17 protein-coding genes are annotated in these 21,836 nt (G+C 60.7%); 9 read left to right on the top strand and 8 right to left on the bottom strand.

What is annotated here, in order from left to right; genetic code table 11:
• The first annotated feature begins 8 nt into the window (after positions 1-8).
• Entirely contained in the window at positions 9-653 is a 645-nt protein-coding gene (locus J2X53_RS05170) for an RNA-binding protein (protein WP_349036412.1), read from the top strand.
• Positions 650-3,244: a translation initiation factor IF-2 gene (gene infB, locus J2X53_RS05165; protein ID WP_349036411.1), complete on the top strand. Its 2,595-nt coding sequence runs from the start codon at positions 650-652 to the stop codon at positions 3,242-3,244. The genes J2X53_RS05170 and infB overlap by 4 nt, the downstream gene beginning before the upstream one ends.
• A gap of 320 nt (positions 3,245-3,564) precedes the next feature.
• On the opposite strand, the gene J2X53_RS05160 is transcribed toward infB, so the two are convergent.
• From J2X53_RS05160 to J2X53_RS05150, 3 genes are read right to left on the bottom strand one after another with little or no spacing between them, the layout of a single operon-like run.
• On the bottom strand, positions 3,565-3,963 hold the full coding sequence (locus J2X53_RS05160) for a (deoxy)nucleoside triphosphate pyrophosphohydrolase (RefSeq protein ID WP_349036410.1): 399 nt from the start codon (positions 3,961-3,963) through the stop codon (positions 3,565-3,567).
• Positions 3,960-5,351 carry a bifunctional glutamate N-acetyltransferase/amino-acid acetyltransferase ArgJ gene (argJ, locus tag J2X53_RS05155; protein WP_349036409.1) on the bottom strand — a complete coding sequence of 464 codons (1,392 nt, stop codon included), beginning with the start codon at positions 5,349-5,351 and terminating at the stop codon, positions 3,960-3,962. The genes J2X53_RS05160 and argJ overlap by 4 nt, the downstream gene beginning before the upstream one ends.
• A gap of 15 nt (positions 5,352-5,366) precedes the next feature.
• The gene (locus tag J2X53_RS05150; RefSeq protein WP_349036408.1) at positions 5,367-6,212 is read right to left on the bottom strand and encodes a peptidylprolyl isomerase; all 846 of its coding nucleotides are present in this window, start codon (positions 6,210-6,212) and stop codon (positions 5,367-5,369) included.
• A gap of 184 nt (positions 6,213-6,396) precedes the next feature.
• Between J2X53_RS05150 and secA the strand changes: the two genes are divergently transcribed.
• From secA to J2X53_RS05135, 3 genes are all read left to right on the top strand, one after another.
• Positions 6,397-9,111 carry a preprotein translocase subunit SecA gene (gene secA / locus J2X53_RS05145; protein WP_349036407.1) on the top strand — a complete coding sequence of 905 codons (2,715 nt, stop codon included), beginning with the start codon at positions 6,397-6,399 and terminating at the stop codon, positions 9,109-9,111.
• Positions 9,112-9,253: 142 nt separating this feature from the next.
• Entirely contained in the window at positions 9,254-10,243 is a 990-nt protein-coding gene (locus J2X53_RS05140; protein WP_349036406.1) for a hypothetical protein, read from the top strand.
• Between the two features lie 18 nt (positions 10,244-10,261).
• The gene (locus J2X53_RS05135) at positions 10,262-11,770 is read left to right on the top strand and encodes a phosphate ABC transporter substrate-binding/OmpA family protein (RefSeq protein ID WP_349036405.1); all 1,509 of its coding nucleotides are present in this window, start codon (positions 10,262-10,264) and stop codon (positions 11,768-11,770) included.
• Here J2X53_RS05135 and radC read toward each other — a convergent pair.
• The 5 genes from radC to J2X53_RS05110 form a co-directional block, all read right to left on the bottom strand.
• Positions 11,742-12,509, bottom strand: a complete 768-nt coding sequence (gene radC, locus J2X53_RS05130; RefSeq protein ID WP_349036845.1) for a DNA repair protein RadC — start codon at positions 12,507-12,509, stop codon at positions 11,742-11,744. The two genes, J2X53_RS05135 and radC, sit on opposite strands and share 29 nt — an antisense overlap.
• Before the next feature lie 245 nt (positions 12,510-12,754).
• The gene (dnaJ, locus tag J2X53_RS05125) at positions 12,755-13,906 is read right to left on the bottom strand and encodes a molecular chaperone DnaJ (RefSeq protein WP_349036404.1); all 1,152 of its coding nucleotides are present in this window, start codon (positions 13,904-13,906) and stop codon (positions 12,755-12,757) included.
• Positions 13,907-13,981: 75 nt separating this feature from the next.
• Positions 13,982-15,889, bottom strand: coding sequence for a molecular chaperone DnaK (gene dnaK / locus J2X53_RS05120; protein WP_349036403.1), 1,908 nt, complete (start codon positions 15,887-15,889; stop codon positions 13,982-13,984).
• A 281-nt stretch (positions 15,890-16,170) separates the two neighbouring features.
• Positions 16,171-16,776 carry an SH3 domain-containing protein gene (locus J2X53_RS05115; protein WP_349036402.1) on the bottom strand — a complete coding sequence of 202 codons (606 nt, stop codon included), beginning with the start codon at positions 16,774-16,776 and terminating at the stop codon, positions 16,171-16,173.
• Positions 16,773-17,594 carry an ABC transporter permease gene (locus tag J2X53_RS05110; RefSeq protein ID WP_349036401.1) on the bottom strand — a complete coding sequence of 274 codons (822 nt, stop codon included), beginning with the start codon at positions 17,592-17,594 and terminating at the stop codon, positions 16,773-16,775. Before J2X53_RS05110 ends, J2X53_RS05115 begins: the two co-directional genes overlap by 4 nt.
• Positions 17,595-17,738: 144 nt before the next feature.
• Here J2X53_RS05110 and cysQ point away from each other — a divergent pair, with 144 nt between their 5' ends.
• The 4 genes from cysQ to J2X53_RS05090 all read left to right on the top strand — a co-directional run bounded on the left by cysQ (position 17,739) and on the right by J2X53_RS05090 (position 21,830).
• On the top strand, positions 17,739-18,548 hold the full coding sequence (gene cysQ / locus J2X53_RS05105; protein WP_349036844.1) for a 3'(2'),5'-bisphosphate nucleotidase CysQ: 810 nt from the start codon (positions 17,739-17,741) through the stop codon (positions 18,546-18,548).
• A gap of 139 nt (positions 18,549-18,687) precedes the next feature.
• The gene (gene galU, locus J2X53_RS05100) at positions 18,688-19,581 is read left to right on the top strand and encodes a UTP--glucose-1-phosphate uridylyltransferase GalU (protein ID WP_349036400.1); all 894 of its coding nucleotides are present in this window, start codon (positions 18,688-18,690) and stop codon (positions 19,579-19,581) included.
• 10 nt (positions 19,582-19,591) lie between these two features.
• Entirely contained in the window at positions 19,592-20,638 is a 1,047-nt protein-coding gene (locus J2X53_RS05095) for a glycosyltransferase family 2 protein (RefSeq protein WP_349036399.1), read from the top strand.
• A 259-nt stretch (positions 20,639-20,897) separates the two neighbouring features.
• Entirely contained in the window at positions 20,898-21,830 is a 933-nt protein-coding gene (locus J2X53_RS05090) for a glycosyltransferase family 2 protein (protein WP_349036398.1), read from the top strand.
• Positions 21,831-21,836 lie beyond the last annotated feature (6 nt).

Raw genomic sequence — 21,836 nt, 5'->3', positions numbered from 1 at the left:
CAACGCGCATGACGCGTGGCGGGCAAAAGACATCGCGTGAAGAACCGGAACGCAAGTGCATCGTTTCCGGGGAAAGCCAGCCAAAAGCGGGGTTGATCCGCTTTGTGCTGGGGCCGGAAGACGTGATTGTGCCGGATATTCAGGGGCGGCTTCCGGGTCGCGGGATCTATGTTTCGGCAGATCGTGAGGCGCTGGCCAAGGCCGTGAAGAAAAACCTCTTCTCACGCGCGGCCCGGCAACCTGTAAAAGTGGCGGATGATCTGCCCGAACTGGTCGAGCGGCTCTTGGTGCAGCGGGTCATTGATCTTATATCACTGGGACGCAAAGCCGGAGACGCGATTTGCGGCTATGAAAAGGTGAAAGACTGGCTCATCAAGGGCCAGGCACGAACGCTGATTCAGGCCAGCGACGGTTCTGAACGCGGGAAAGAAAAGCTTCGACCGCCAAATGGGCCAGATTCCCTCATTTCCTGCTTTACAGCGGGGGAAATGGGTTTGGCATTCAGTCGCGAACGTGCGATACACGCCGCGCTTGCGGCTGGTGGACTCAACAACCGTGTTGTAGAGGAAGCGGCAAGGCTTGTCGGGCTGCGTGGGGCAGAGGACAAGCAGGTCGGCGACATGATCGCCGGGAAGGATACGAAGGACGCATGAGCGATACAGACGGCAAAAAACCCCTCGGTTTGGGTGGCGCACCTCGTTCCGGTCAGGTGAAGCAAAGCTTCAGCCACGGCCGGACGAAAAGCGTCGTGGTTGAAACGAAGCGCAAGCGCGTGGTCGTTCCCACAAAGCCGGGCGCAGCCGGAGCAACAGGCACGGCCGGAGGGTCGCCAAATCTGGGCGATCCGGCCAAACGGCCCGCAGGGATTTCCGACGCCGAGATGGAGCGTCGCCTGACCGCTTTGCGTGCCGCCAAGGCGCGTGAGATTGCGGACAACGAACGTCGCGCCGAGGAAGAACGGCAGCGTGAGGAAGACCGTCAGCGCCGTCGCGAAGAGATCGAGACGAAAGAGCGCGAAGAGCGTGAGCGTCTTGAGGCTCTGCGCGCGAAGGCGGAAGAAGAAGAGCGTGCCGCGCGTGCCGAAGCCGATGCGCGTGTCGCAGCGGCAGCGCAACGCAAGGCCGATGTTCTGGGCACCCGTCCGCGGTCGGCTGAAAAGCCCGCCGAGGCAAAGCCCGGCCCGGCCACGCCGGCCCCGGCCGATGCGCCGACCAATCGCAATCAGGATGCGACCGGACCGCGCGGCGTTGCCGCAAAGGCTCCGCTTGCACCTGCGCCGCAGCGCAAGACCGACCGCGAGCGCGAAGAGCGCGAACGCAGCGCCAAAGCCAAGGGCGACGACAACCGCCGTGGCGGCAAGCTGACCCTGTCGGCAGCGCTGAACGGCGAAGGCGGGCGTACCCGCAGCCTTGCTGCGATGAAGCGCAAACAGGAAAAGGCCCGTCAAAAGGCCATGGGCTTTGGAACGAAGCCCGAAAAGCAGGTGCGCGACGTGCAGCTGCCCGAGACGATTGTTATCTCGGAACTGGCCAACCGCATGGCAGAACGCGCGGCGGATGTGGTGAAATCGCTCATGAAAATGGGCATGATGGTCACCATGAATCAGGCAATCGACGCCGATACCGCAGAGCTTGTGATCGAGGAATTCGGCCACAAAGCAGTGCGCGTGTCTGATTCGGATGTGGAACAGGTCATCGACTCGGTCAAGGACCGTGACGAAGATCTGCAGTCGCGGCCAGCGATCGTCACGATCATGGGCCACGTCGACCACGGCAAAACCTCGCTTCTGGATGCAATCCGCAAGGCGAACGTGGTGTCGGGCGAAGCCGGTGGCATTACGCAGCACATCGGTGCCTATCAGGTGAAAACGCCAAGTGGTGCTCTGGTGTCGTTCCTCGATACCCCCGGCCACGCGGCCTTTACCAGCATGCGTGCCCGTGGCGCGAGTGTGACCGATATCGTCATTCTGGTGGTTGCGGCAGATGATGCCGTGATGCCGCAGACGATCGAGGCGATCCATCACGCCAAGGCTGCCAAGGTGCCGCTGATTGTCGCCATCAACAAGATGGACAAGCACGGCGCGGATGCGACCAAGGTGCGGACCGATCTGTTGCAGCACGACATTGTCGTCGAGGCGATGTCGGGCGATGTGCAGGATGTCGAGCTTTCGGCAAAGACCGGCATGGGCATCGACAACCTGCTGGAAGCCATCGCGCTGCAGGCCGAGATCCTTGAGCTGAAGGCCAACCCAAAGCGGGCGGCCTCTGGTGCGGTGATCGAAGCCAAGCTGGATGTGGGCCGTGGCCCGGTTGCGACGGTTCTGGTGCAGAACGGCACGCTGCGCAAAGGCGATATCTTTGTCGTCGGCGAGCAGTGGGGCAAGGTCCGGGCGCTGATCAACGATCAGGGCGAAACCGTGCTGGAAGCCGGGCCGTCGGTTCCGGTCGAAGTGCTGGGCCTGTCGGGTACGCCTTCGGCGGGTGACACGCTGAACGTGGTGGAAACCGAAGCGCAGGCGCGTGAAATCGCAGATTACCGCGAGAAAGCCGCCAAAGACAAACGCGCTGCCGCCGGTGCCGCGACCACGCTGGAACAGCTGATGGCCAAGGCCAAGGCCGACCAGTCGGTTGCCGAACTGCCGGTTCTGGTCAAGGCCGATGTGCAAGGCTCTGCCGAGGCCATCGTGCAGGCGCTGGAGAAAATCGGCAACGACGAGGTGCGCGTGCGCATCCTGCACTACGGTGTGGGTGCCATCACCGATACCGATGTGGGTCTGGCCGAAGCGAGCGGCGCGCCGATCATCGGGTTCAACGTGCGGGCCAATGCCTCGGCCCGTCAGTCGGCGAACCAGAAGGGTGTCGAGATCCGCTATTACTCGATCATCTATGATCTGGTCGATGATATCAAAGCCGCTGCCTCTGGCCTGCTGAAGGCCGAAGTGCGCGAAACCTTTATCGGGTATGCGCAGATCAAAGAGGTGTTCAAGGTTACCGGCGTTGGCCAGGTGGCTGGCTGTCTGGTCACCGAAGGCGTGGCACGCCGTTCGGCTGGCGTTCGCCTGCTGCGCGATTCTGTCGTGATCCACGAGGGCACGCTGAAGACGCTGAAGCGCTTCAAGGACGAGGTGAAAGAAGTTATCTCGGGTCAGGAATGCGGCATGGCGTTCGAACGCTACGAAGATATCCGCCCCGGCGATGTCATCGAGATTTTCGAGCGCGAAGAAGTGCAGCGGTCGCTGGCCTGATCTTCCGAAACAGCAAGATGAAAAAGCCGGGGGAAACCCCGGCTTTTTCATTTACTGGTGGTCTACATCAGGCCGCGTAAGAGCGTGCTACGGGAAACCCCACAAACAGCTTTTCATCGACTTTGATCACAAGTTTCCCATCAGACAGGGTTCTGACCAGCAGCCCCTGAATGGAAACACAACTTCCGACAGCGATCGTTCTCAGCATCCACCAATCCCCCATTAGCGCCGCATCTTTAGAATTAACGCAAAATTTTCAGAAAACCATTAATAAAATGTCGCATTGCCGAAGTTTTCGACAACTTACGAACGACTGAGGGTCACAGCCAGTCGCGCAGAATGGGAATCAGGGGGATATCGGCCGGCGGCATTGGGTAATCGCGCAGGTTTTCGGCCTTTACCCAGGCCAGTCGCTGACCTTCCTGGCCCTGAGCGATGCCCTCCCACTTACGGCAGGCGAACAGCGGCATCAGGAGGTGGAAATCGTCATAGCTGTGGCTGGCAAAGGTCAGCGGGGCCAGACAGCTTTTCCAGGTGTCGATGCCCAGCTCTTCTTTCAGCTCGCGGATCAGGGCGAGCTCGGGCGATTCGCCCGGCTCCACCTTGCCGCCCGGAAACTCCCACAGCCCGGCCAGCGATTTGCCTGCGGGCCGCTGTGCCAGAAGCACGCGGCCGTCAGGGTCGATCAGGGCAACAGCCGAAACAAGGACGATTTTCAAGAGCGGTAATCTGCGTTGATCTCGATGTAGCGATTGGTCAGATCGCAGGTCCAGACCGTGCGGCTGGACTTGCCAAGACCCAGATCCACGCGAATCAGAATCTCATCCTGCTTGAAATGGGCGGCACCGTCTTCTTCCAGATAGTCCGGGTTGCGCCAGCCATTCCGGGCCACCAGCACATCGCCAAAGCGGATGGTCAGCCGGTCGCGGTCCGCTTCTGCACCCGATTTGCCGATCGCCGCAACGATGCGGCCCCAGTTGGGATCTTCGCCAGCGAGGGCGGTTTTGACCAGAGGCGAATTGGCAATGGCAAAGGCAACCTTGGCTGCGTCGTCGTCGCTCGCGGCACCTGTCACGCGCACTTCGACCAGCTTGGTCGCGCCTTCGCCGTCACGGATGACCTGTAGTGCCAGATCCTGCATCACGCCCTGCAAGGCCGTCTCGAACGCCTTGGCCACCGGGCCCTTGACCGCCTCAGCATCGCTTTGCCCGGTCGCGGCCAGCAAGAGCGTGTCCGAGGTCGAGGTGTCGCTGTCGACGGTGATGGAGTTAAAGGTCGCATCCACGTTGCGAGACAGCATGCGTTGCAACATCACCGGCGAGATTTTGGCATCGGTAAAGATGTAGACCAGCATCGTCGCCATATCCGGCGCGATCATGCCCGACCCTTTGGCAATGCCTGCGATATGGATGGTGCCGCCCTCGCCCTGCACGGTCGCAGCAGCGCCCTTGGCGAAGGTGTCGGTCGTCATCATGGCATGCGCCGCCATTTCAATGGCATCTTCGCGCAGATTGGCGACCAGATCGGGCAGAACGGCGGTGATCTTGTCATGCGGCAGCGGCTCGCCGATCACCCCGGTCGAGGAGGAGAACACCCGCTCTGCCGGCAACTCAAGGGCAGCAGCAACGCCACCGGTCACCGCAGCAACCGCCTTGTCACCGACCTTGCCGGTAAAGGCGTTGGAGTTGCCAGAGTTGACAATGATTGCCGCACCGGCCCCGACAGGCACCTTGGCCGCCAGCTTGTCCTGACAATCCCGCACGCAGCCTGAGCGGGTGGAAGACCGGGTAAAGACGCCTGCTATCGCCGTGCCGGGGGCAAGGCGGATCAGCATCACATCCTTGCGGTTGGCGTATTTGATCCCGGCTTCGGCGGCAGAAAATTCCACCCCCTTGATCACGGGAAGGGTGGGGAAGCCATCTTTTGGCGCCAGTGGTGAAACGGGTTTGGCAGCTTTCAGCTTGGCGCTGATCTTGCCCGCAACCTCTGCCACCTCATGACCGACCCCCTCTGCAACGTCAGAGACGGTTTCGGTGACCTGCGATTTCAGCTTGCGCAGACGCTTTTTCAGCGTCTTTGCTTCGGCCTTCCAATCGGTTTTTGCCATGGCTTCCCCCTGGGACTATTTGTCCAGCAGCGTTGCATCACGCAGCAGGGTCGGGTCAAGCCCTTCTCCGGGCCGGGTAACTTCGGCCGCGTCGGTCAAGGTCTTGATATGCGCGTCAACGGCTGCGCGCTCAATCTCGGCCGCCAGCTCGTCGCGGGTTTCGTCAAGGGTAGGGGCTGCAGCAACACGGGTTTCTTTCACCAAAATAAGGTGAAAGCCGAAATCTGATTTCACCGGGGCGGTGACCTTGCCGATTTCAGCGGCGATGACGGCATCTTCAAACGGTTTGACCATCATACCGGGGCCGAACCAGCCCAGATCGCCGCCATTTGCACCAGACCCGGTGTCAGACGAATTTTCCCGCGCCAGTTCGGCAAAATCCGCGCCACCATCAAGCTGCGTTTTCAGCTCGTTCGCCTTTTCCTCGGAGTCGACGAGGATATGAGCCGCATTGTACTCGGTCGAGGGTTCAAGCGCTTTGAACTTTGCGTCATAGGCAGCCTGAAGCGCCTCGTCAGTCACTGCAGAGGCCACGACCGCCTGCAACGCCACGCCAGAGATATAGCCGCGACGGTCATTTTCCAGCGCCAGCTGGTCGCGCTTTGCAAGATCACCCACGGATTGTTCCAGCGCGGTCTGCTGGATCAGCTGGTCGAGAATGCCTTTGAACAGCACATCATCGGGCAGGGCCTGATACTGCTGCGGCAGGCCTTCGCGCAGGGCGATCATATGGCCAAGGGTGATCTCGGTGCCATTGACCGACGCCACAACCGTATCGGCAGTGGTATCCTGGGCAAGCGCGGGCGCCGACAACGCGCCCAATACGGCACAGCTGGCCAAGAACCTGGTCATTTTCGTCATATTCACACCCTCCTGATCGGGCTGCGAGCCCGCCAAACATTGACTATGGCGGGCCTGTCCCTTAAATCGCGGGGGTCGCGTGCGACGGGGCCGGCCGGCCTTCTTGGGCTTTCTATGGAAGGCATTGGGGGCGGGCAAGGCCCTTGGCTCACACGATCCTGTCAGGAATACCCACGGAGAACATATGCTGGGTCTGGGTTCGCTAACGCGCAAGGTCTTTGGGACACCAAATGACCGCAAGGTCAAATCGGTTCGTCCGTTGGTCGCGCAGATCAACGCACTGGAGCCGGAGTTCGCCGCGCTCAGCGACGAAGGCCTGAAACAGAAAACGGAGGCGCTGGCCAAGCGTGCGCAATCGGGTGAAAGCCTGGATGCGCTGCTGCCAGAGGCCTTTGCCAACTGCCGCGAAGGGGCAAGGCGGGCGCTTGGCCTGCGCGCCTTTGACGTGCAGCTCAAGGGCGGGATTTTTCTGCATCAGGGCAACATCGCCGAGATGAAGACCGGCGAGGGCAAGACGCTGATGGCGACCTTCCCCGCTTATCTGAACGCGCTGGCGGGCAAGGGCGTGCATATCGTGACGGTCAACGACTATCTGGCCAAGCGTGACGCCGAATGGATGAGCAAGGTGTACGGCGCATTGGGCATGACCACGGGCGTGGTCTACCCCTACCAGCCGGATGCCGAGAAAAAGGCCGCCTATCGCTGCGACATCACCTATGCCACCAACAACGAGCTGGGTTTCGATTATCTGCGCGACAATATGAAGGGCAGCATCGAAGACATGTCGCAACGCGGGCATTTCTTTGCCATCGTTGATGAGGTTGACTCGATCCTGGTGGATGAGGCGCGCACGCCGCTGATCATCTCGGGCCCGTCGCAGGACCGCTCCGAGCTTTATATGTCGGTGGATGCGCTTATCCCGCAACTGACCGACGCGCATTTCAAGCTGGACGAGAAAACCCGCAGCGTGACCTATACCGATGAGGGCAACGAATTCATCGAAGGTCTGGTGCGCGAAGCGGGAATCCTGCCCGACGGGCAGAACCTGTATGACCCGGAGAGCACCACCATCGTTCACCACGTGACGCAGGCGCTGCGGGCACACAAGCTGTTCACCAAGGACCAGCAGTACATCGTGCGCGACGGCGAGGTGATGCTGATCGACGAATTCACCGGGCGCATGATGCGCGGCCGCCGCCTGTCCGATGGGTTGCATCAGGCGATCGAGGCGAAAGAAGGTGTGCAGATCCAGCCGGAGAACGTGACTCTGGCGTCGGTGACGTTCCAGAACTACTTCCGCCTCTACAACAAACTGGCCGGGATGACCGGCACTGCCGCGACCGAGGCTGAAGAGTTCATGGAAATCTACGGCCTTGGCGTGGTCGAAGTTCCGACCAACCGCCCAGTGGCTCGCAAAGACGACCACGATCAGGTCTACCGCACCGCCCGCGAGAAATACGAAGGCGTGGTGAAGTCGATTGAAGAGGCGCATGCAAAGGGTCAGCCGATCCTTGTCGGCACCACCAGCATTGAAAAATCCGAGTTCCTGTCCGGGCTGTTGCAGGCGGCAGGCGTGCCGCACAATGTGCTCAACGCCCGCCAGCACGAGCAAGAGGCGCAGATTGTGGCCGATGCAGGCCGCTTTGGTGCGGTGACCATCGCCACCAACATGGCCGGTCGCGGCACCGATATTCAGCTGGGCGGCAACATCGAAATGCAGGTCATGGCCGCCATCGCCGCCGACCCGCATCTGAACCCCGATGAGGTGCGCAAGCGCATCGAGGCGGAACACGCCGAGGAAAAGGCCAAAGTGCTGGCTGCCGGGGGCCTGTTCGTTCTGGGCACCGAACGCCACGAATCCCGCCGGATCGACAACCAGCTGCGCGGCCGGTCCGGGCGGCAGGGCGATCCGGGGCGGTCCTCGTTCTTTTTGTCGCTCGAAGACGATCTGATGCGGATTTTCGGGTCGGAAAAGCTCGATGCAGTCTTGTCCAAGCTGGGCATGAAGGAAGGCGAAGCGATCATTCACCCTTGGGTCAACAAATCGCTGGAACGGGCGCAGGCCAAGGTCGAAGGCCGCAACTTTGACATCCGCAAGCAACTCCTGAAGTTCGACGATGTGATGAACGACCAGCGCAAGGCGATCTTTGGCCAGCGGCTGGAGATCATGGAGGCCGAAGATGTGGCCGAAATCGCCGAGGATATGCGGGTTCAGGTGATCGAAGATCTGGTCAACCTGCACATGCCGCCCAAGACCTATCCTGATGCCTGGGATGTCGACGGGCTGATCGCGGCTGTGCGCGAAAAGCTGAATGTCGATGTGCCGCTGACCGATTGGGCGGCAGAAGAGGGTGTGGATCAGGAAGTGATCAAGGAACGGCTGGAGGAGGCCACCGCGACAGCGATGGCCGCCAAGACCGAAGCTTTTGGCGCAGACACCATGCGCTCGATCGAAAAGCAGATCCTGCTGCAATCCATCGACGGCAAATGGCGCGAACACCTGCTGACCCTGGAGCATTTGCGCTCGGTCGTCGGTTTCCGCGGCTATGCCCAGCGGGACCCGCTGAACGAGTACAAGACCGAAAGCTTTGCCCTGTTCGAGTCCCTGCTCAACTCGCTGCGGCAGGAGGTCACGCAAAAGCTCGCGGCGATCCGTCCGCTGACGCAAGAAGAGCAGGAGTCGATGATGGCGCAGGTTCTGGCGCAACAGCGCGCCGCAGCCGCTCCGGCAGAGGCTGAACCCGCCCTCGCCGGTGCCGGGACCGAGGTGACCCCGACAAGCCGCCGCCCCGGCTTTGACGAGACGGACCCCAGCACTTGGGGCAATCCAAGCCGCAATGATCTGTGCCCGTGCGGCTCGGGTGAGAAGTTCAAGCATTGCCACGGTCGGCTTGTCTGACCTTAAACGGCTATAAGTTTCAGTGGGGCAGCTTCGGTTGCCCCATTTTTGACATGTATGAAGGCAACATTCCCTGAATCTGCCACTGATTGGCCCGGTTTTGTCGACATGGTAGCCTTTGACCGTATGGGTGGAGGCGATGATGATCCTGCAACGCAAACTGACATTGGTGGTGGCCACGGGTGCCATTGCCCTTGGGGCAGGGCATTACGTGCAGGAAAAAGCTGGTGACCGCGCCACGGCAGAGCCTCTGGATATGATCGTCTCTGATGTGGTTCCGGTTGCCGCTGGTCCCGCTGATGTTACCCTGACACCCACCATCATCGAGCCTCCGGCGCTTCCGGTCGACGCGGCCCCGATCGTAAAGGTGCCTGCACCGGTGACAGATGCGCCGCCAGAGCGCTTTGCCGCTGCCGATCCGGCGGCAGATCTGGTAAAGGAAGCGCAGCCGATGCCTGCCCCGGCCATGGCACCCCCGCCTGATTGCACGGTCAGGATGGATCTTCTGCCGCAGCCGGATGCGATGATCGGTCTTTCGCTTCTGGCGCCGTGTCACGCCGATCAGCGCGTGGTTCTGAAACATGCTGGCCTTGCCGTCACGGCCCGCACCTCTGCCAGCGGGGCGTTGATCGCCGCGCTGCCCGCCTTGACCGCCGTTGCCGAGGTCGAAGTCATCCTGACCGGCGGGGAAAAGGTGCGCGCCTCTGTGCCGATGCCCGATTTTGCAGGCGTTCAACGCTTTGCCGTGCAGTGGCAGGACGCAGATGCCTTTCAGCTTCATGCCTTTGAAAACGGTGCAGGATATAACCAGCCCGGTCACATTTCGGCGGCCTACACAGGTACATCGGGCGAAAGCGGTGTGGTCACCCTGCTGGGCGACGGCGCGGTCAATCTGCCTTTGCTGGCCGAAGTCTATACCTTTGGCCCGGCCCAAAAGACCGAACTGGTGCTGGAGGCAGAGGTCACCGAAAACACCTGCGGGCGCGAGATTCTGGGGGAAGCCATCCTTGCGACCGGCGGATCAGTCGAAATCACCGATCTGACCCTGTCGATGCCGGATTGTGACGCTGTCGGCGATATTCTGGTATTGAAAAACCTGCTTCAGGACATGACACTGGCCATTGCAAATTAGCGGGGCGGCACAGGGTTTATGCGGGCAGGTTTCTGGCGCGCGGCGGTTTTCGCCGCGCTTTTTGCCCCTTCGGTTGCCGGGGCGCAGGACGTTACCCTGTCCGCCCGTGAAGGCGGGCTGGAGATTTCCGGCATGCTGCAAGGCTATGATGGCGAATTTTATCGGATCGACAGTGCCTATGGCCTGCTGACCGTCGATGCGGCGGGGGTCATCTGTGACGGGCCGGCCTGTCCCGACCTGACCGCGCCACGGGCGCGGGTGCGGATTGTGGGGCTGGCAGGCGTGGGCGAGTCGCTGCTGCCACCGCTGCTGCGCGCCTTTGCCGAGGCGCGGGGCCTGACCTATGCCGAGACCGGGCAGGACGGCTACAGCGCAATTGTAAGCGATCCACACAGTGGCAAGCCCTTGGCAGATATCAGTTTTGGTGCTGCTGCGCCTGATCGGGCGCGGGCAGAGCTGCTGGCCGGAGGGGCCGAGATGATCCTTGCCGCTGCGACAGAGCCGGATATGGGCTCGCGTGTTCTGGCGCTGGATGCGATGGTGCCGATTGTGGCAACAGACAACCCGCTGCCTCAGATCAGCACCCGTGATCTGGCCCGTGTGCTGGCGGGAGAGGTGGCAAACTGGGCCGAGATTGGCGGCCCTGACATGCCCTTGGTGCTGCATGGGCTGGCAGCAGACGCGGCCTTGCAGCGCGCCCTTGCGGCGCGGCTGGGGCGTGATGTGGTGGCCAGTGTCATTCATGACGACATTGCCACACTGGGCACTGCGGTGCAGCGTGACCCTTGGGCCGTGGCGATGACGGTGCGGGCGGGGGTCAGGGGGGCGCGGGTCTTGCCGCTGACCGACAGCTGCGGTTTTCCGCTGCTGTCGTCGGCTCTGGCGGTAAAGGCCGAAGATTATCCCCTGTCGCTGCCGATCTTTCTGCTGACGCCGAAGCGCCGTATGCCCTTGTTTGTACGTGAGTTTCTGACGTTTCTGGAAACCCCGCAGGCGCAGGCCGTGGTGGCAAGTGCCGGCTGGATTGATCGCCAGCCGGAACGTCAGCCGCTGACCGGTGATGGGTTGCGCCTGATCAACGCCATTCAGGGCGCGGGGGAAGAAACGACTCTGGCCGACCTCAAACGCCTTGCCGATGCGATGGATGGTGCGGATCGTCTGTCGCTGACCTTCCGGTTTCAGGATGGGTCAAGCCAGCTGGACGCGCATTCACGTGACAATCTGGAGGATCTGGCGCGGTTGATCGAGGTGGGGGTGTTCCGGGATCAGGCTATTGTTCTGGCAGGGTTTTCTGACGGGTCGGGACCCGCTGAAACCAACCTGGCGCTCAGCCAGTCGCGCGCAGAAGGGCTGCGGGCGGGGCTGGCGCTGGCGGGGGTGGCAGAGGGCGACCTGCCCGAGGTGATTGCCTTTGGCGAGGCGATGCCGATGGCCTGTGATGAGACCGGCGCGGGGCGGCGCCTGAACCGGCGGGTAGAGGTGTGGATGAAGCCGGTGTTTACAGGTAACCGCCCGACCGGAAACTGATCTCACGGCTTTTTCCGATGATCAGGTGATCGTGCAAAGTGATGCCAAGTACCTGACACGCATCAATAATCTGGTGGGTCATGCTGATGTCGGCCTGACTGGGTGTCGGGTCGCCAGACGGGTGGTTGTGCACAAGAATCAGCGCCGATGCGTTCAGTTCCAGCGCGCGTTTCACCACCTCGCGCGGGTAGACCGGGACGTGATCGACGGTGCCTTTGGCCTGTTCCTCATCAGCAATCAGGGTGTTTTTGCGATCAAGAAACAGGATGCGGAACTGTTCGGTTTCGCGGTGCGCCATGGTGGTGTGACAGTAGTCGAGCAAGGCATCCCATGAGGTGAGGACGGGTTTGTGCATGACCCGTGCCCGCATCATGCGCTGTGAGACGGATTCAAACAATTTCAGCTCACAAACAACGGCTTCGCCTACACCTTTGACCGCTAGTAGCCGCGCAACCGGCGCTGTGATCACCCGGTTCAGGTCGCCGAATGTGTCGATCAGCGCCCTTGCGAGGGGTTTCACATCTTGCCGGGGAATGGCGCGGAACAGCAGAAGTTCCAACAGTTCATAGTCCGGCATCGACGCGCCGCCACCGGCCATGAAGCGGTCGCGCAGGCGTTTGCGGTGGTCGGCGATGTAGGAGGGCAGCTTTTGCGGCAGGGGTGTCGGCGCGGCTTCATCCTCATCCCCTGTCGGGGTGAAGAGGGGGAGGGTGCCATCTTGAAAGCCGCGCTTTGCCATGAGGGGCAGCCTGGCATTGGTTGGTAAACCAAGCGTTAATGGCGGCGTGGCGGGGGCCGGGAGGAGCGCGGAATTGGAGGTAAGATGCGTGTCTGCTTCATGTAGGGCGGATGTATGGTCTACGTCATGACGTTGATGCGCCGGCGATGCGTTGCGGGCAAAGAAAAACCCCACCGGTTGCCCGGCGGGGTCTGACGCGTTGAAGTCCGCTTTGCGGTAAGTGACTTCGCTTTGCGAAGTCCTGGTCAGCTTTTCATGCCATCCCAGAAGCCTTTGACTTTGGAAAAGAACGACGACCCCTCGGGGTTGTTTTCTTCGGACAGCTTTTCAAACTCGCGCAGCAGTTCTTTTTGCCGCGTGGTCAGGTTCACCGGGGTTTCCACCGCCAGCTCGATCAGCATGTCGCCAACGCCGCCACCGCGCAGGGCGGGCATGCCCTTTGACCGCAGGCGCAGCTGCTTGCCGGATTGCGCCCCGGCGGGCACCTTGACCCGGCTGCGGCCGCCGTCGATTGTGGGCACCTCGACCTCGCCACCGATGGCGGCTGTGGTCATGCTGACCGGGACGCGGCAGAACAGATGCGCGCCGTCGCGTTGGAACAGGGCGTGTTCGCGGACCTCAATGAAGATATAGAGATCCCCCGACGGCCCGCCACGCAGGCCCGCCTCCCCCTCACCCGCCAGACGGATGCGGGTTCCGGTTTCCACCCCGGCGGGGATGTTGACCGACAGGGCGCGCTCTTTTTCCACCCGGCCCTGACCGCCACAGGCGCGGCAGGGGTTCTTGATGATCTGGCCCATACCGTTACAGGTGGGGCAGGTGCGTTCGACGGTGAAAAAGCCCTGCTGTGCCCGGACCTTGCCCATGCCTGAACAGGTGGGGCAGGTGGTGGGCTCGGCCCCGCCTTCGGCGCCGGTGCCGCGACAGATTTCGCAGACGGTAGAGGTGGGCACGTTGATGGTTTTCTGAATGCCCTTGAACGCCTCTTCCAGCGAGATGCGCAGGTTGTAGCGCAGGTCAGACCCGCGCTGCGCACGGGACCGGCCGCCACCGCCGCCGCGACCGCCCATGAAATCGCCGAACAGGTCTTCGAACACATCCGAAAAGGCCGAGGCAAAGTCGCCATTGCCACCGGCACCCGGATGCCCGCCGCGCCCGCCTCCCATGCCGCCCTCAAAGGCTGCATGGCCATAGCGGTCATAGGCCGCCTTTTTGTCGGCGTCTTTCAACACCTCATAAGCCTCGTTCACCTCTTTGAACTGGGCTTCGGCGTTGGGGTTGTCAGAGTTGCGATCCGGGTGCAGCTCTTTGGCTTTTGAGCGGTAGGCTTTTTTCAAATCCTCCGCCGTAGAGCCTTTGGGCACGCCCAGAACATCGTAAAAGTCGCGTTTTGCCATGGGAATGAACCCCTTTCCCGAACCGGACAGGGGCGGCCCGTTGCCAGACCGCCCCCTCTTCCGTGTCGTGCGGTCTTACTTCCGCTTGTTTTCGCCCAGATCCTCGAAGTCAGCGTCTACGATGTCTTCGTCAACATCACGCGGACGGTCCGGATCGGCCCCTTCGCCCTCGGTCTGGGTGGCTTTGTAGATCGCCTCGCCCAGTTTCATCGCGGCTTCGGTCAGGTTCTGAATGCCCGAGCGGATCTTGCCCGCGTCGTCGCCTTTCAGGGCCTCTTCAAGCGGCTGCATGGCAAGTTCGATCGCCTCGACCGTGGTGGGGTCAACCTTGTCAGCATGCTCTTTGATCGACTTCTGCGTCGAATGCAGCAGGCTTTCGCCCTGGTTGCGGGTTTCCACCAGTTCGCGGCGTTCCTTGTCGGCTTCGGCATTGGCTTCGGCGTCGCGGACCATCTTTTCGATGTCCTCATCCGACAGGCCGCCCGAGGCCTGAATGGTGATCGCCTGTTCCTTGTTGGTGCCTTTGTCCTTGGCTTTCACCGACACGATGCCGTTGGCGTCGATGTCGAAGGTCACCTCGATCTGCGGCAGACCGCGCGGGGCGGGCGGGATGTTTTCAAGGTTGAACTGGCCCAGCATCTTGTTGTCTGCGGCCATTTCGCGTTCGCCCTGGAACACCCGGATCGTCACGGCGTTCTGGTTGTCTTCGGCGGTCGAGAAGATCTGCGACTTCTTGGTCGGGATCGTGGTATTGCGGTCAATCAGACGGGTGAACACGCCGCCGAGGGTTTCGATGCCCAGCGAAAGCGGAGTCACGTCCAATAGGACCACGTCCTTGACATCGCCTTGCAGAACGCCGGCCTGAATCGCAGCACCAGCGGCGACGACTTCATCAGGGTTCACGCCCTTGTTCGGCTCTTTGCCAAAGAACTTGGTCACTTCTTCGATCACGCGGGGCATACGGGTCATACCGCCGACCAGAACCACCTCGTCGATGTCGCCAACCGACAGGCCCGCGTCTTTGAGCGCGTCCTTGCACGGTTTCATCGAGCGTTTGACCAGATCATCGACCAGCGATTCCAGTTTCGCACGGGTCAGCTTGACCACAAGGTGCAGCGGCTGGCCGGTATTCTTGTCCATCGAGATGAACGGCTGGTTGATTTCGGTCTGCGACGACGACGACAGTTCGATCTTGGCCTTTTCAGCGGCTTCTTTCAGGCGCTGCAGGGCCATCTTGTCGAGCGTCAGGTCAACGCCGTGTTCTTTTTTGAACTCGTCGGCGAGGTAGTTGACGATGCGCATGTCAAAGTCTTCACCGCCAAGGAAGGTGTCGCCGTTGGTGGATTTCACTTCGAACAGGCCGTCGTCAATCTCCAGAATGGTGATGTCGAACGTACCGCCACCAAGGTCATAGACCGCGATGGTTTTGGTTTCTTTCTTGTCCAGGCCGTAAGCCAGTGCGGCCGCGGTCGGTTCGTTGATGATGCGCAGCACCTCCAACCCGGCGATCTTGCCCGCGTCTTTGGTGGCCTGACGCTGGGCGTCGTTGAAATAGGCGGGGACGGTGATGACGGCCTGCGTCACGGTTTCGCCAAGGTAGGACTCGGCGGTTTCCTTCATCTTTTGCAGGATGATGGCCGAGACCTGGCTGGGCGAATACTTTTCGCCGCGCACTTCGACCCATGCGTCGCCATTGCCGCCGTTCACGACCTTGTACGGCATGTTCTTCTGGTCTTTGAGGATCACCGGATCGTCAAAGCGGCGGCCAATCAGGCGTTTGACCGCAAAAATGGTGTTGCTGGCGTTGGTGACGGCCTGCCGTTTGGCGGCCTGACCCACGAGGCGTTCCGTTTCGGTGAACGCGACGATCGACGGCGTGGTGCGCGCGCCTTCGGAGTTCTCAATCACACGAGGTTGCGACCCATCCATGATGGCGACGCAGGAGTTGGTTGTTCCAAGGTCGATACCGATGACTTTGGCCATGTTTTGATCCCTTTCTACAGGCGATGGTCTTGGCGCGGGCCCGATGCGGCACCCTTGCCCATGGAGCGTGCGGTGAAACCGGTTCATCCCGGGTTACCGTTGCGTGCTGTATATAGGTGGCGGTCATTTTGGCTGCAACAGGGTCACTGCGCCCTGTGTTGCGAATTTTTCACATGCGTGGCCTTTGCGGGCCTGTCAGGGCCACAGATGCGGTGTGCAGAAGCTCTTCAAAGGTCTGTTATCAGGCGGTCAAACCGACAGGGGCTGTGTGCCCGCAAGTACTAGCGGTGATCCAGCGTGCAGCACCCGTGCAGCACGTCATTGCCATCGGGGGCCTCGGTGAACATGCGGGTGGCAAAGCCGAAGGCCCGGTCAGACATGCCGTCGGAACAGGCCGCGCGCGCGACGATCAGCGTGCGGTTCAGTGTCGGCCCCTCTTCCAGCTGGATCAGAAACCCTTGTGCCGCTACCGCTTCATGCGTGACCGCCATCGGCACCGCCCCGGTATCGGGTGAGTTATACTCGGCCCCGCGCGGATAGAGGCTGACCGACCAGAACGGCTCTGTCCCCATGCAAGACAGCGGGCGCGGCACCAGAGTGGGGTCCATCGGTTCGGTCGGGTCTAGATAGGCCATCGACACCCAGCCATTGCCCTCGGGCACCCCGACCTTGCCCCACTTGCCATCAGGGGACAGCGCCAGCACCTCTATGTTAAGGCCATAGGGGCCGATTTCACCCATGATGTCTGCCTTGGACGATGGTTCGGCGCGGATGTTCAGCACATCACTGGCCGCCACCCCCTTGACCGAATAGCTGGCCGGAAGGGTCTGACCAAAGGCCAGGGTGGGCCAAAGTGCCATCAGGAAAAACGCGAAACCGCGGGTCATCGTTTGGCCCCCCAACTGCTGGATGCGTGTTTGCGGGTGAAAAACTCACCCATCAGGCCGATCACCACGCAGATGATCATGATCGTCACCGGATACCGGATTGAACTGTAATGCGGGTTGTAGTTGAGAAAGATGAAGCCGCGGGCCTGATCAATCACATGGAACAGCGGGTTCCAGTCGAAATAGGCCAGAATGTAGGTGGGCATCGCGTTGGCAAGAAACATCTTGCCGGACGCAATCATGTTTGCCCGCTGGTAAATCGTCGAGAGGATCCCGAAAAATTCGGGCTGCCATGGCAAGGCGGCCTTGAACACCATTCCGATGGCCACGCCTGTGCCCCAGGCCAGCAACAACATGGCAAAGGTGCCGACGGGGTCGAAAATGGTGATCGGGGTAAAGGCGGCATGATAGATGAACAGCACAACCCCGGCTGACAGGATCTGGGTGTAAAGACAGCCAAGGGCAGCGGCGGCAATGGCGATGATCGGGTTCATCGGCGAGTGTTTCATCATCGCCGAAGTCGGACCATCAGAGCCGACAACGGCCCCCATCGCCTTTGTATGGGTCATGAACATGAAAATGCCTGACATCACATACAGCAGAAAATCGCCGCGAACGGCATTTCCGCGCAGCCCCAGCAGGTCGAACATCACATAAAACACGACCACCAGCAGGACGGTCTGCATGATGTTCAGCAAAAGGCCGATGACAGCATTGCCATGGGTCCGCCGGATTGACCGGACGGTGGCATGAAAAATCAGCTCAAGCATCGCCAATGCGCTGCGCGCCGATGACTTTCTGACCACGGGTCGGAACATTTCTGCCCAGTCCTCTTGAGGGTTTCGGCGGGAACCCATTACCATACCACAGGAAATCTTGATGTTTCCTTTGCGGCAATGATAAGGCCAGCTTGATCTTTAAGCAACTGTCGTGCCCAGGCCGGCATGAAATTGGAGGCGGATGTGGATTTTGACCACCTGACACAGCTGATGCGGCGTCTGGCACTGGAGGCGGGTGACAAGATCATGGCCGTCTATGAGGGCCCGGATTTCGACGTGAAATCGAAAAGCGATGCCAGCCCGGTGACAGAGGCGGATGAGGCGGCAGATGCCATTATCTCGGCCGGATTGCGGGCAGCCTATCCTGATGTGACGCTGATCACCGAAGAGCAGGCCGACAGCCATAGCCTGAGCGCAAGCACGTTTCTGATCGTCGATCCGCTGGACGGCACCAAGGAATTTGTGCAGCGGCGTGGCGACTTTACGGTGAATATTGCCTATGTCGAAAATGGTGTGCCGTTGCGCGGCGTGGTCTATGCGCCCGCCAAGGGCCGGCTGTTCTACACGCAGCCCGACGGTCAGGCGGTTGAAGAGGCCGGGCCGTTTGCCAAGGACGTGGCTGGTGCGCTGACGCCGCTTTCGGTGGCGACGCCGGACAATGCAGCTCTGATGGTGGTGGCGTCAAAGTCGCATCGGGATGCGGCCACCGACGCCTATATCGCGCGCTACAGCGTCAGGGACATGACCAGCGCGGGCAGCAGCCTGAAATTCTGTCTGGTCGCCACCGGCGAGGCCGATCTTTACCCCCGGCTGGGCCGCACCATGGAATGGGACACCGCTGCCGGAGATGCCGTTCTGCGCGGCGCGGGCGGGCATGTCGTGCGGTTCGATGACCATGCGCCACTGGCCTACGGCAAGCCTGGCTGGGACAATCCGTTCTTTATCGCCTATGCTCCCGGCGTGGTGTTGCACAAAGACGGGGCGAGCGCATAGGATCAGGTTGATCCGTTCGGCGTCAGAGCGCCGATAGGGTCAACTGATCATAGTTTTGCCATTCTTTGGAACATTGTTTGTTGTATAAAGTTTTAAACGGGCCGTTGGCACAACGGGCCAAAAAAATAGAGTGAGTGGAATGAAGCACAAGAAGGTTTCGAAAGCGGTCTTTCCGGTCGCTGGTCTTGGGACACGATTTTTGCCCGCAACCAAGTCGATCCCGAAAGAGATCATGACCTTGGTAGACCGTCCGCTGATCCAGTACGCGATCGACGAAGCGCGGGCGGCGGGGATCAAGGAATTCATTTTTGTGACCAGCCGCGGAAAATCCGCGCTGGAAGATTATTTCGATGTCGCCCCCGAACTGGAATCGGCTCTGCGCAAAGCGGGCAAGGACCAGTTGCTGGAGGTGCTGAAAGACACCAACATGGACAGTGGCGCGATTGCCTATATCCGCCAGAACCGGCCGCAGGGCCTGGGTCACGCGGTCTGGTGTGCGCGGCGGCTGATCGGCAATGAGCCGTTTGCCGTGCTGCTGCCTGATGACGTGATCGCAGCTGAAAAACCCTGTTTGCAGCAGATGATCGAGGCTTATGCCGAAACAGGCGGCAACATGGTGGCGGCGATGGAAGTGGCCCCCGAAAAGGCCTCGTCTTATGGCGTTCTGGATATTGGCAACGACATGGGCTCGATCGTCGAGGCCAAGGGGTTGGTGGAAAAACCGCCGATGGGCACCGCGCCGTCGAATCTGGCGGTAATCGGGCGCTATATCCTGTCGCCGGACGTGTTGACCAACCTGAACAAGATCAAGCAGGGCGTCGGCGGAGAGATTCAGCTGACCGATGCGATTGCCGAGGAAATCGGCAAGACCAAGGTCTACGGCTATCGCTTCCGCGGCCAGCGTTACGATTGCGGGTCAAAGGCCGGATTCCTGCAGGCTACCGTCGCCTTTGGTCTGGCGCGCCCGGATCTGCGCGAAGAATTCGGGGCCTATCTGAATGATATGGTCGCACTTCAGAAGGCCGCTCAATAAGGCTGCCCACGTGAGAGGCCCTGTCCAGACGCTGTTGGCGCTTTTGTCTGCGGCTGGGCGGGCCTATGGCCTGCGCCTGAGGCGCAGGCGACATCTGTGGCGATCCTTTCGCAGCCGTCGCGCGCTGCGGGTGGTGACAGACCGCAGCGGAACCATCCAACCCGGTGACATTCTGTGTTTCATGACGGTCCGCAACGAGTCGTTGCGGTTGCCGTATTTTCTGGATCATCACCGCAAGCTTGGCGTTGATCATTTTCTGATCGTGGACAATGACAGTGATGACGGCACGGCCGATTATCTGGCCGCCCAGCCGGATGTGTCGCTTTGGCACACAAAGGCCAGTTACAAACTGTCGCGTTTCGGGATTGACTGGGTAACCTGGCTGCAGATGCGGTACGGTCATGGCCATTGGTGCCTGACACTGGATGCCGATGAACTGCTGATCTACCCCTATTGGGAAACCCGTACATTGCCCGCCCTGACCCGCTGGCTGGAGGATCAGGGGTTGGCGGCGTTGGGCACGATGATGCTGGACCTTTACCCCGATGATGCGCTGTCACAGGCCCGGATTGCGCCCGGTGATGATCCGCTGTCGGTGTTGCGTTGGTTTGATCCCGGCAATTACGTGGTGCAGGTGCAAGAGCGTATGGGCAATCTGTGGATACAGGGCGGCCCGCGTGCGCGCCTGTTCTTTGCGGATGACCCACGCCGCGCGCCAACGCTCAACAAGATCCCCCTTGTGCGGTGGGACCGGCGCTTTGCCTATGTCAACTCCACCCATTCCATGCTGCCGCCCCGGATGAACGCGGTCTATGCCACGGATGGGGGCGAGCAGATTTCGGGGCTGTTGCTGCACACGAAATTCCTGCCCGAGATCATCACCAAATCAGCCGAGGAAAAGACCCGCCGTCAGCATTTCGCCAATTCTGCCTTGTATGAAGGGTACTATGATACCGTCATCGCCGACCCGGTCTTGCGCTGCCCCAGCTCGGAGCGTCTGACCGGGTGGCGACGGCTGGAGTCGCTGGGTCTGATGTCACGCGGTGGCTGGATCTGACGCGCAGGCACCGTGGCCCGCGCATGCCAGCGAGGTGAAATTGTTTACTGATTGGCATCAATTAGCTAGCGTGGAGAGCAGAATGCGGGCAAATGAGGGGAAGCCGACACGCGCGGTCAGCCTTCTTTAACCCGCGCTTGCTGTTGTGATCTTCGATGTAGTCAGGGAACGGGTCTAGATCTTGGGTTTGCTGTCGTCATATCGGCTACGTTGGCACCGCAGGCGCTTGCTTATCCGCGCGTGGCTCAGCCGGCGTGATATGACGCTGGTGGCAGACCGCTCTGCCGGGCAAGCCGAAGATGCGATCTTTGCCTTTACCACCCTGCGCAACGAAAAAATCCGGCTGCCCTATTTTCTGCGCTACTACCGTGATCTGGGCGTGAACCACTTTTTCGTGGTCGACAATGGCTCCACCGATGGCTCGCTGGAGTATCTGCGTGATCAGCCCGATGTGTCGCTCTGGCAAACCGGGGCGAGCTACAAGAAAAGCCGGTTCGGGATGGACTGGATCAGCCATCTGCTGCGCCGCTATGGTCACGGCCACTGGTGCCTGACGGTCGACCCGGATGAGTTTTTTGTTTACCCGTTCTGCGAAACCCGGCCGATCCGGGCGCTGACCGACTGGCTGGATACCACACAGATCCGCACGTTTGCGGCGATGCTGCTGGATATGTATCCCAAAGGGCCGATCGTTGATCAGGCGTATCGTGAAGGGCAGGACCCGTTCGAGATTGCGCAGTGGTTTGACAGCGGCAATTATCAGATCAGCCGCAACCGCGCCTATGGCAATCTGTGGATTCAGGGCGGCCCGCGGACGCGCATCTTTTTCGACGGGACACCGAAAAAAGCCCCGGCGCTCAACAAGATTCCGCTGGTGAAATGGCATCGCTCTTATGCCTATATCAGCTCGACCCATATGATGCTGCCTCGCGGGCTGAACCTTGCCTTTGATGAATGGGGTGGCGAAAAGGCCTCGGGCGTGCTGCTGCATGCCAAATTTCTCGACACATTCGCCGCCAAAGCGGCGGAAGAGCTGACGCGCGGCCAACATTATGCCGCAAGTGCGGAATACAAGGCCTATCAGGAGGGGCTGTCCAACCACCCCGAGCTGTGGTGCAAGTGGAGCGAGAAATATATCAATTGGCGTCAGCTGGAGATTTTGGGTCTGATGTCCAAGGGAAACTGGGCATGAGGGGTT

Origin of the sequence: Pseudotabrizicola sp. 4114 (assembly GCF_031457365.1) — a bacterium.
GTDB lineage: Bacteria > Pseudomonadota > Alphaproteobacteria > Rhodobacterales > Rhodobacteraceae > Pseudotabrizicola.
Note: the sequence above shows the minus strand (reverse complement) of the source record. Positions and strands in the feature narration are given on the sequence as shown.

What these genes read in the sequence shown, in the direction of transcription:
- J2X53_RS05110 (WP_349036401.1), bottom strand. Translation starts at nt 17,594, where the DNA reads ATGTTCCGACCCGTGGTCAGAAAGTCATCGGCGCGCAGCGCATTGGCG.
- dnaJ (WP_349036404.1), bottom strand. Translation starts at nt 13,906, where the DNA reads ATGGCAAAACGCGACTTTTACGATGTTCTGGGCGTGCCCAAAGGCTCT.
- J2X53_RS05115 (WP_349036402.1), bottom strand. Translation starts at nt 16,776, where the DNA reads ATGACCCGCGGTTTCGCGTTTTTCCTGATGGCACTTTGGCCCACCCTG.
- galU (WP_349036400.1), top strand. Translation starts at nt 18,688, where the DNA reads ATGAAGCACAAGAAGGTTTCGAAAGCGGTCTTTCCGGTCGCTGGTCTT.
- argJ (WP_349036409.1), bottom strand. Translation starts at nt 5,351, where the DNA reads ATGGCAAAAACCGATTGGAAGGCCGAAGCAAAGACGCTGAAAAAGCGT.
- infB (WP_349036411.1), top strand. Translation starts at nt 650, where the DNA reads ATGAGCGATACAGACGGCAAAAAACCCCTCGGTTTGGGTGGCGCACCT.
- J2X53_RS05150 (WP_349036408.1), bottom strand. Translation starts at nt 6,212, where the DNA reads ATGACGAAAATGACCAGGTTCTTGGCCAGCTGTGCCGTATTGGGCGCG.
- J2X53_RS05090 (WP_349036398.1), top strand. Translation starts at nt 20,898, where the DNA reads ATGACGCTGGTGGCAGACCGCTCTGCCGGGCAAGCCGAAGATGCGATC.
- J2X53_RS05135 (WP_349036405.1), top strand. Translation starts at nt 10,262, where the DNA reads ATGCGGGCAGGTTTCTGGCGCGCGGCGGTTTTCGCCGCGCTTTTTGCC.
- dnaK (WP_349036403.1), bottom strand. Translation starts at nt 15,889, where the DNA reads ATGGCCAAAGTCATCGGTATCGACCTTGGAACAACCAACTCCTGCGTC.
- J2X53_RS05170 (WP_349036412.1), top strand. Translation starts at nt 9, where the DNA reads ATGACGCGTGGCGGGCAAAAGACATCGCGTGAAGAACCGGAACGCAAG.
- J2X53_RS05140 (WP_349036406.1), top strand. Translation starts at nt 9,254, where the DNA reads ATGATCCTGCAACGCAAACTGACATTGGTGGTGGCCACGGGTGCCATT.
- secA (WP_349036407.1), top strand. Translation starts at nt 6,397, where the DNA reads ATGCTGGGTCTGGGTTCGCTAACGCGCAAGGTCTTTGGGACACCAAAT.
- radC (WP_349036845.1), bottom strand. Translation starts at nt 12,509, where the DNA reads ATGGCAAAGCGCGGCTTTCAAGATGGCACCCTCCCCCTCTTCACCCCG.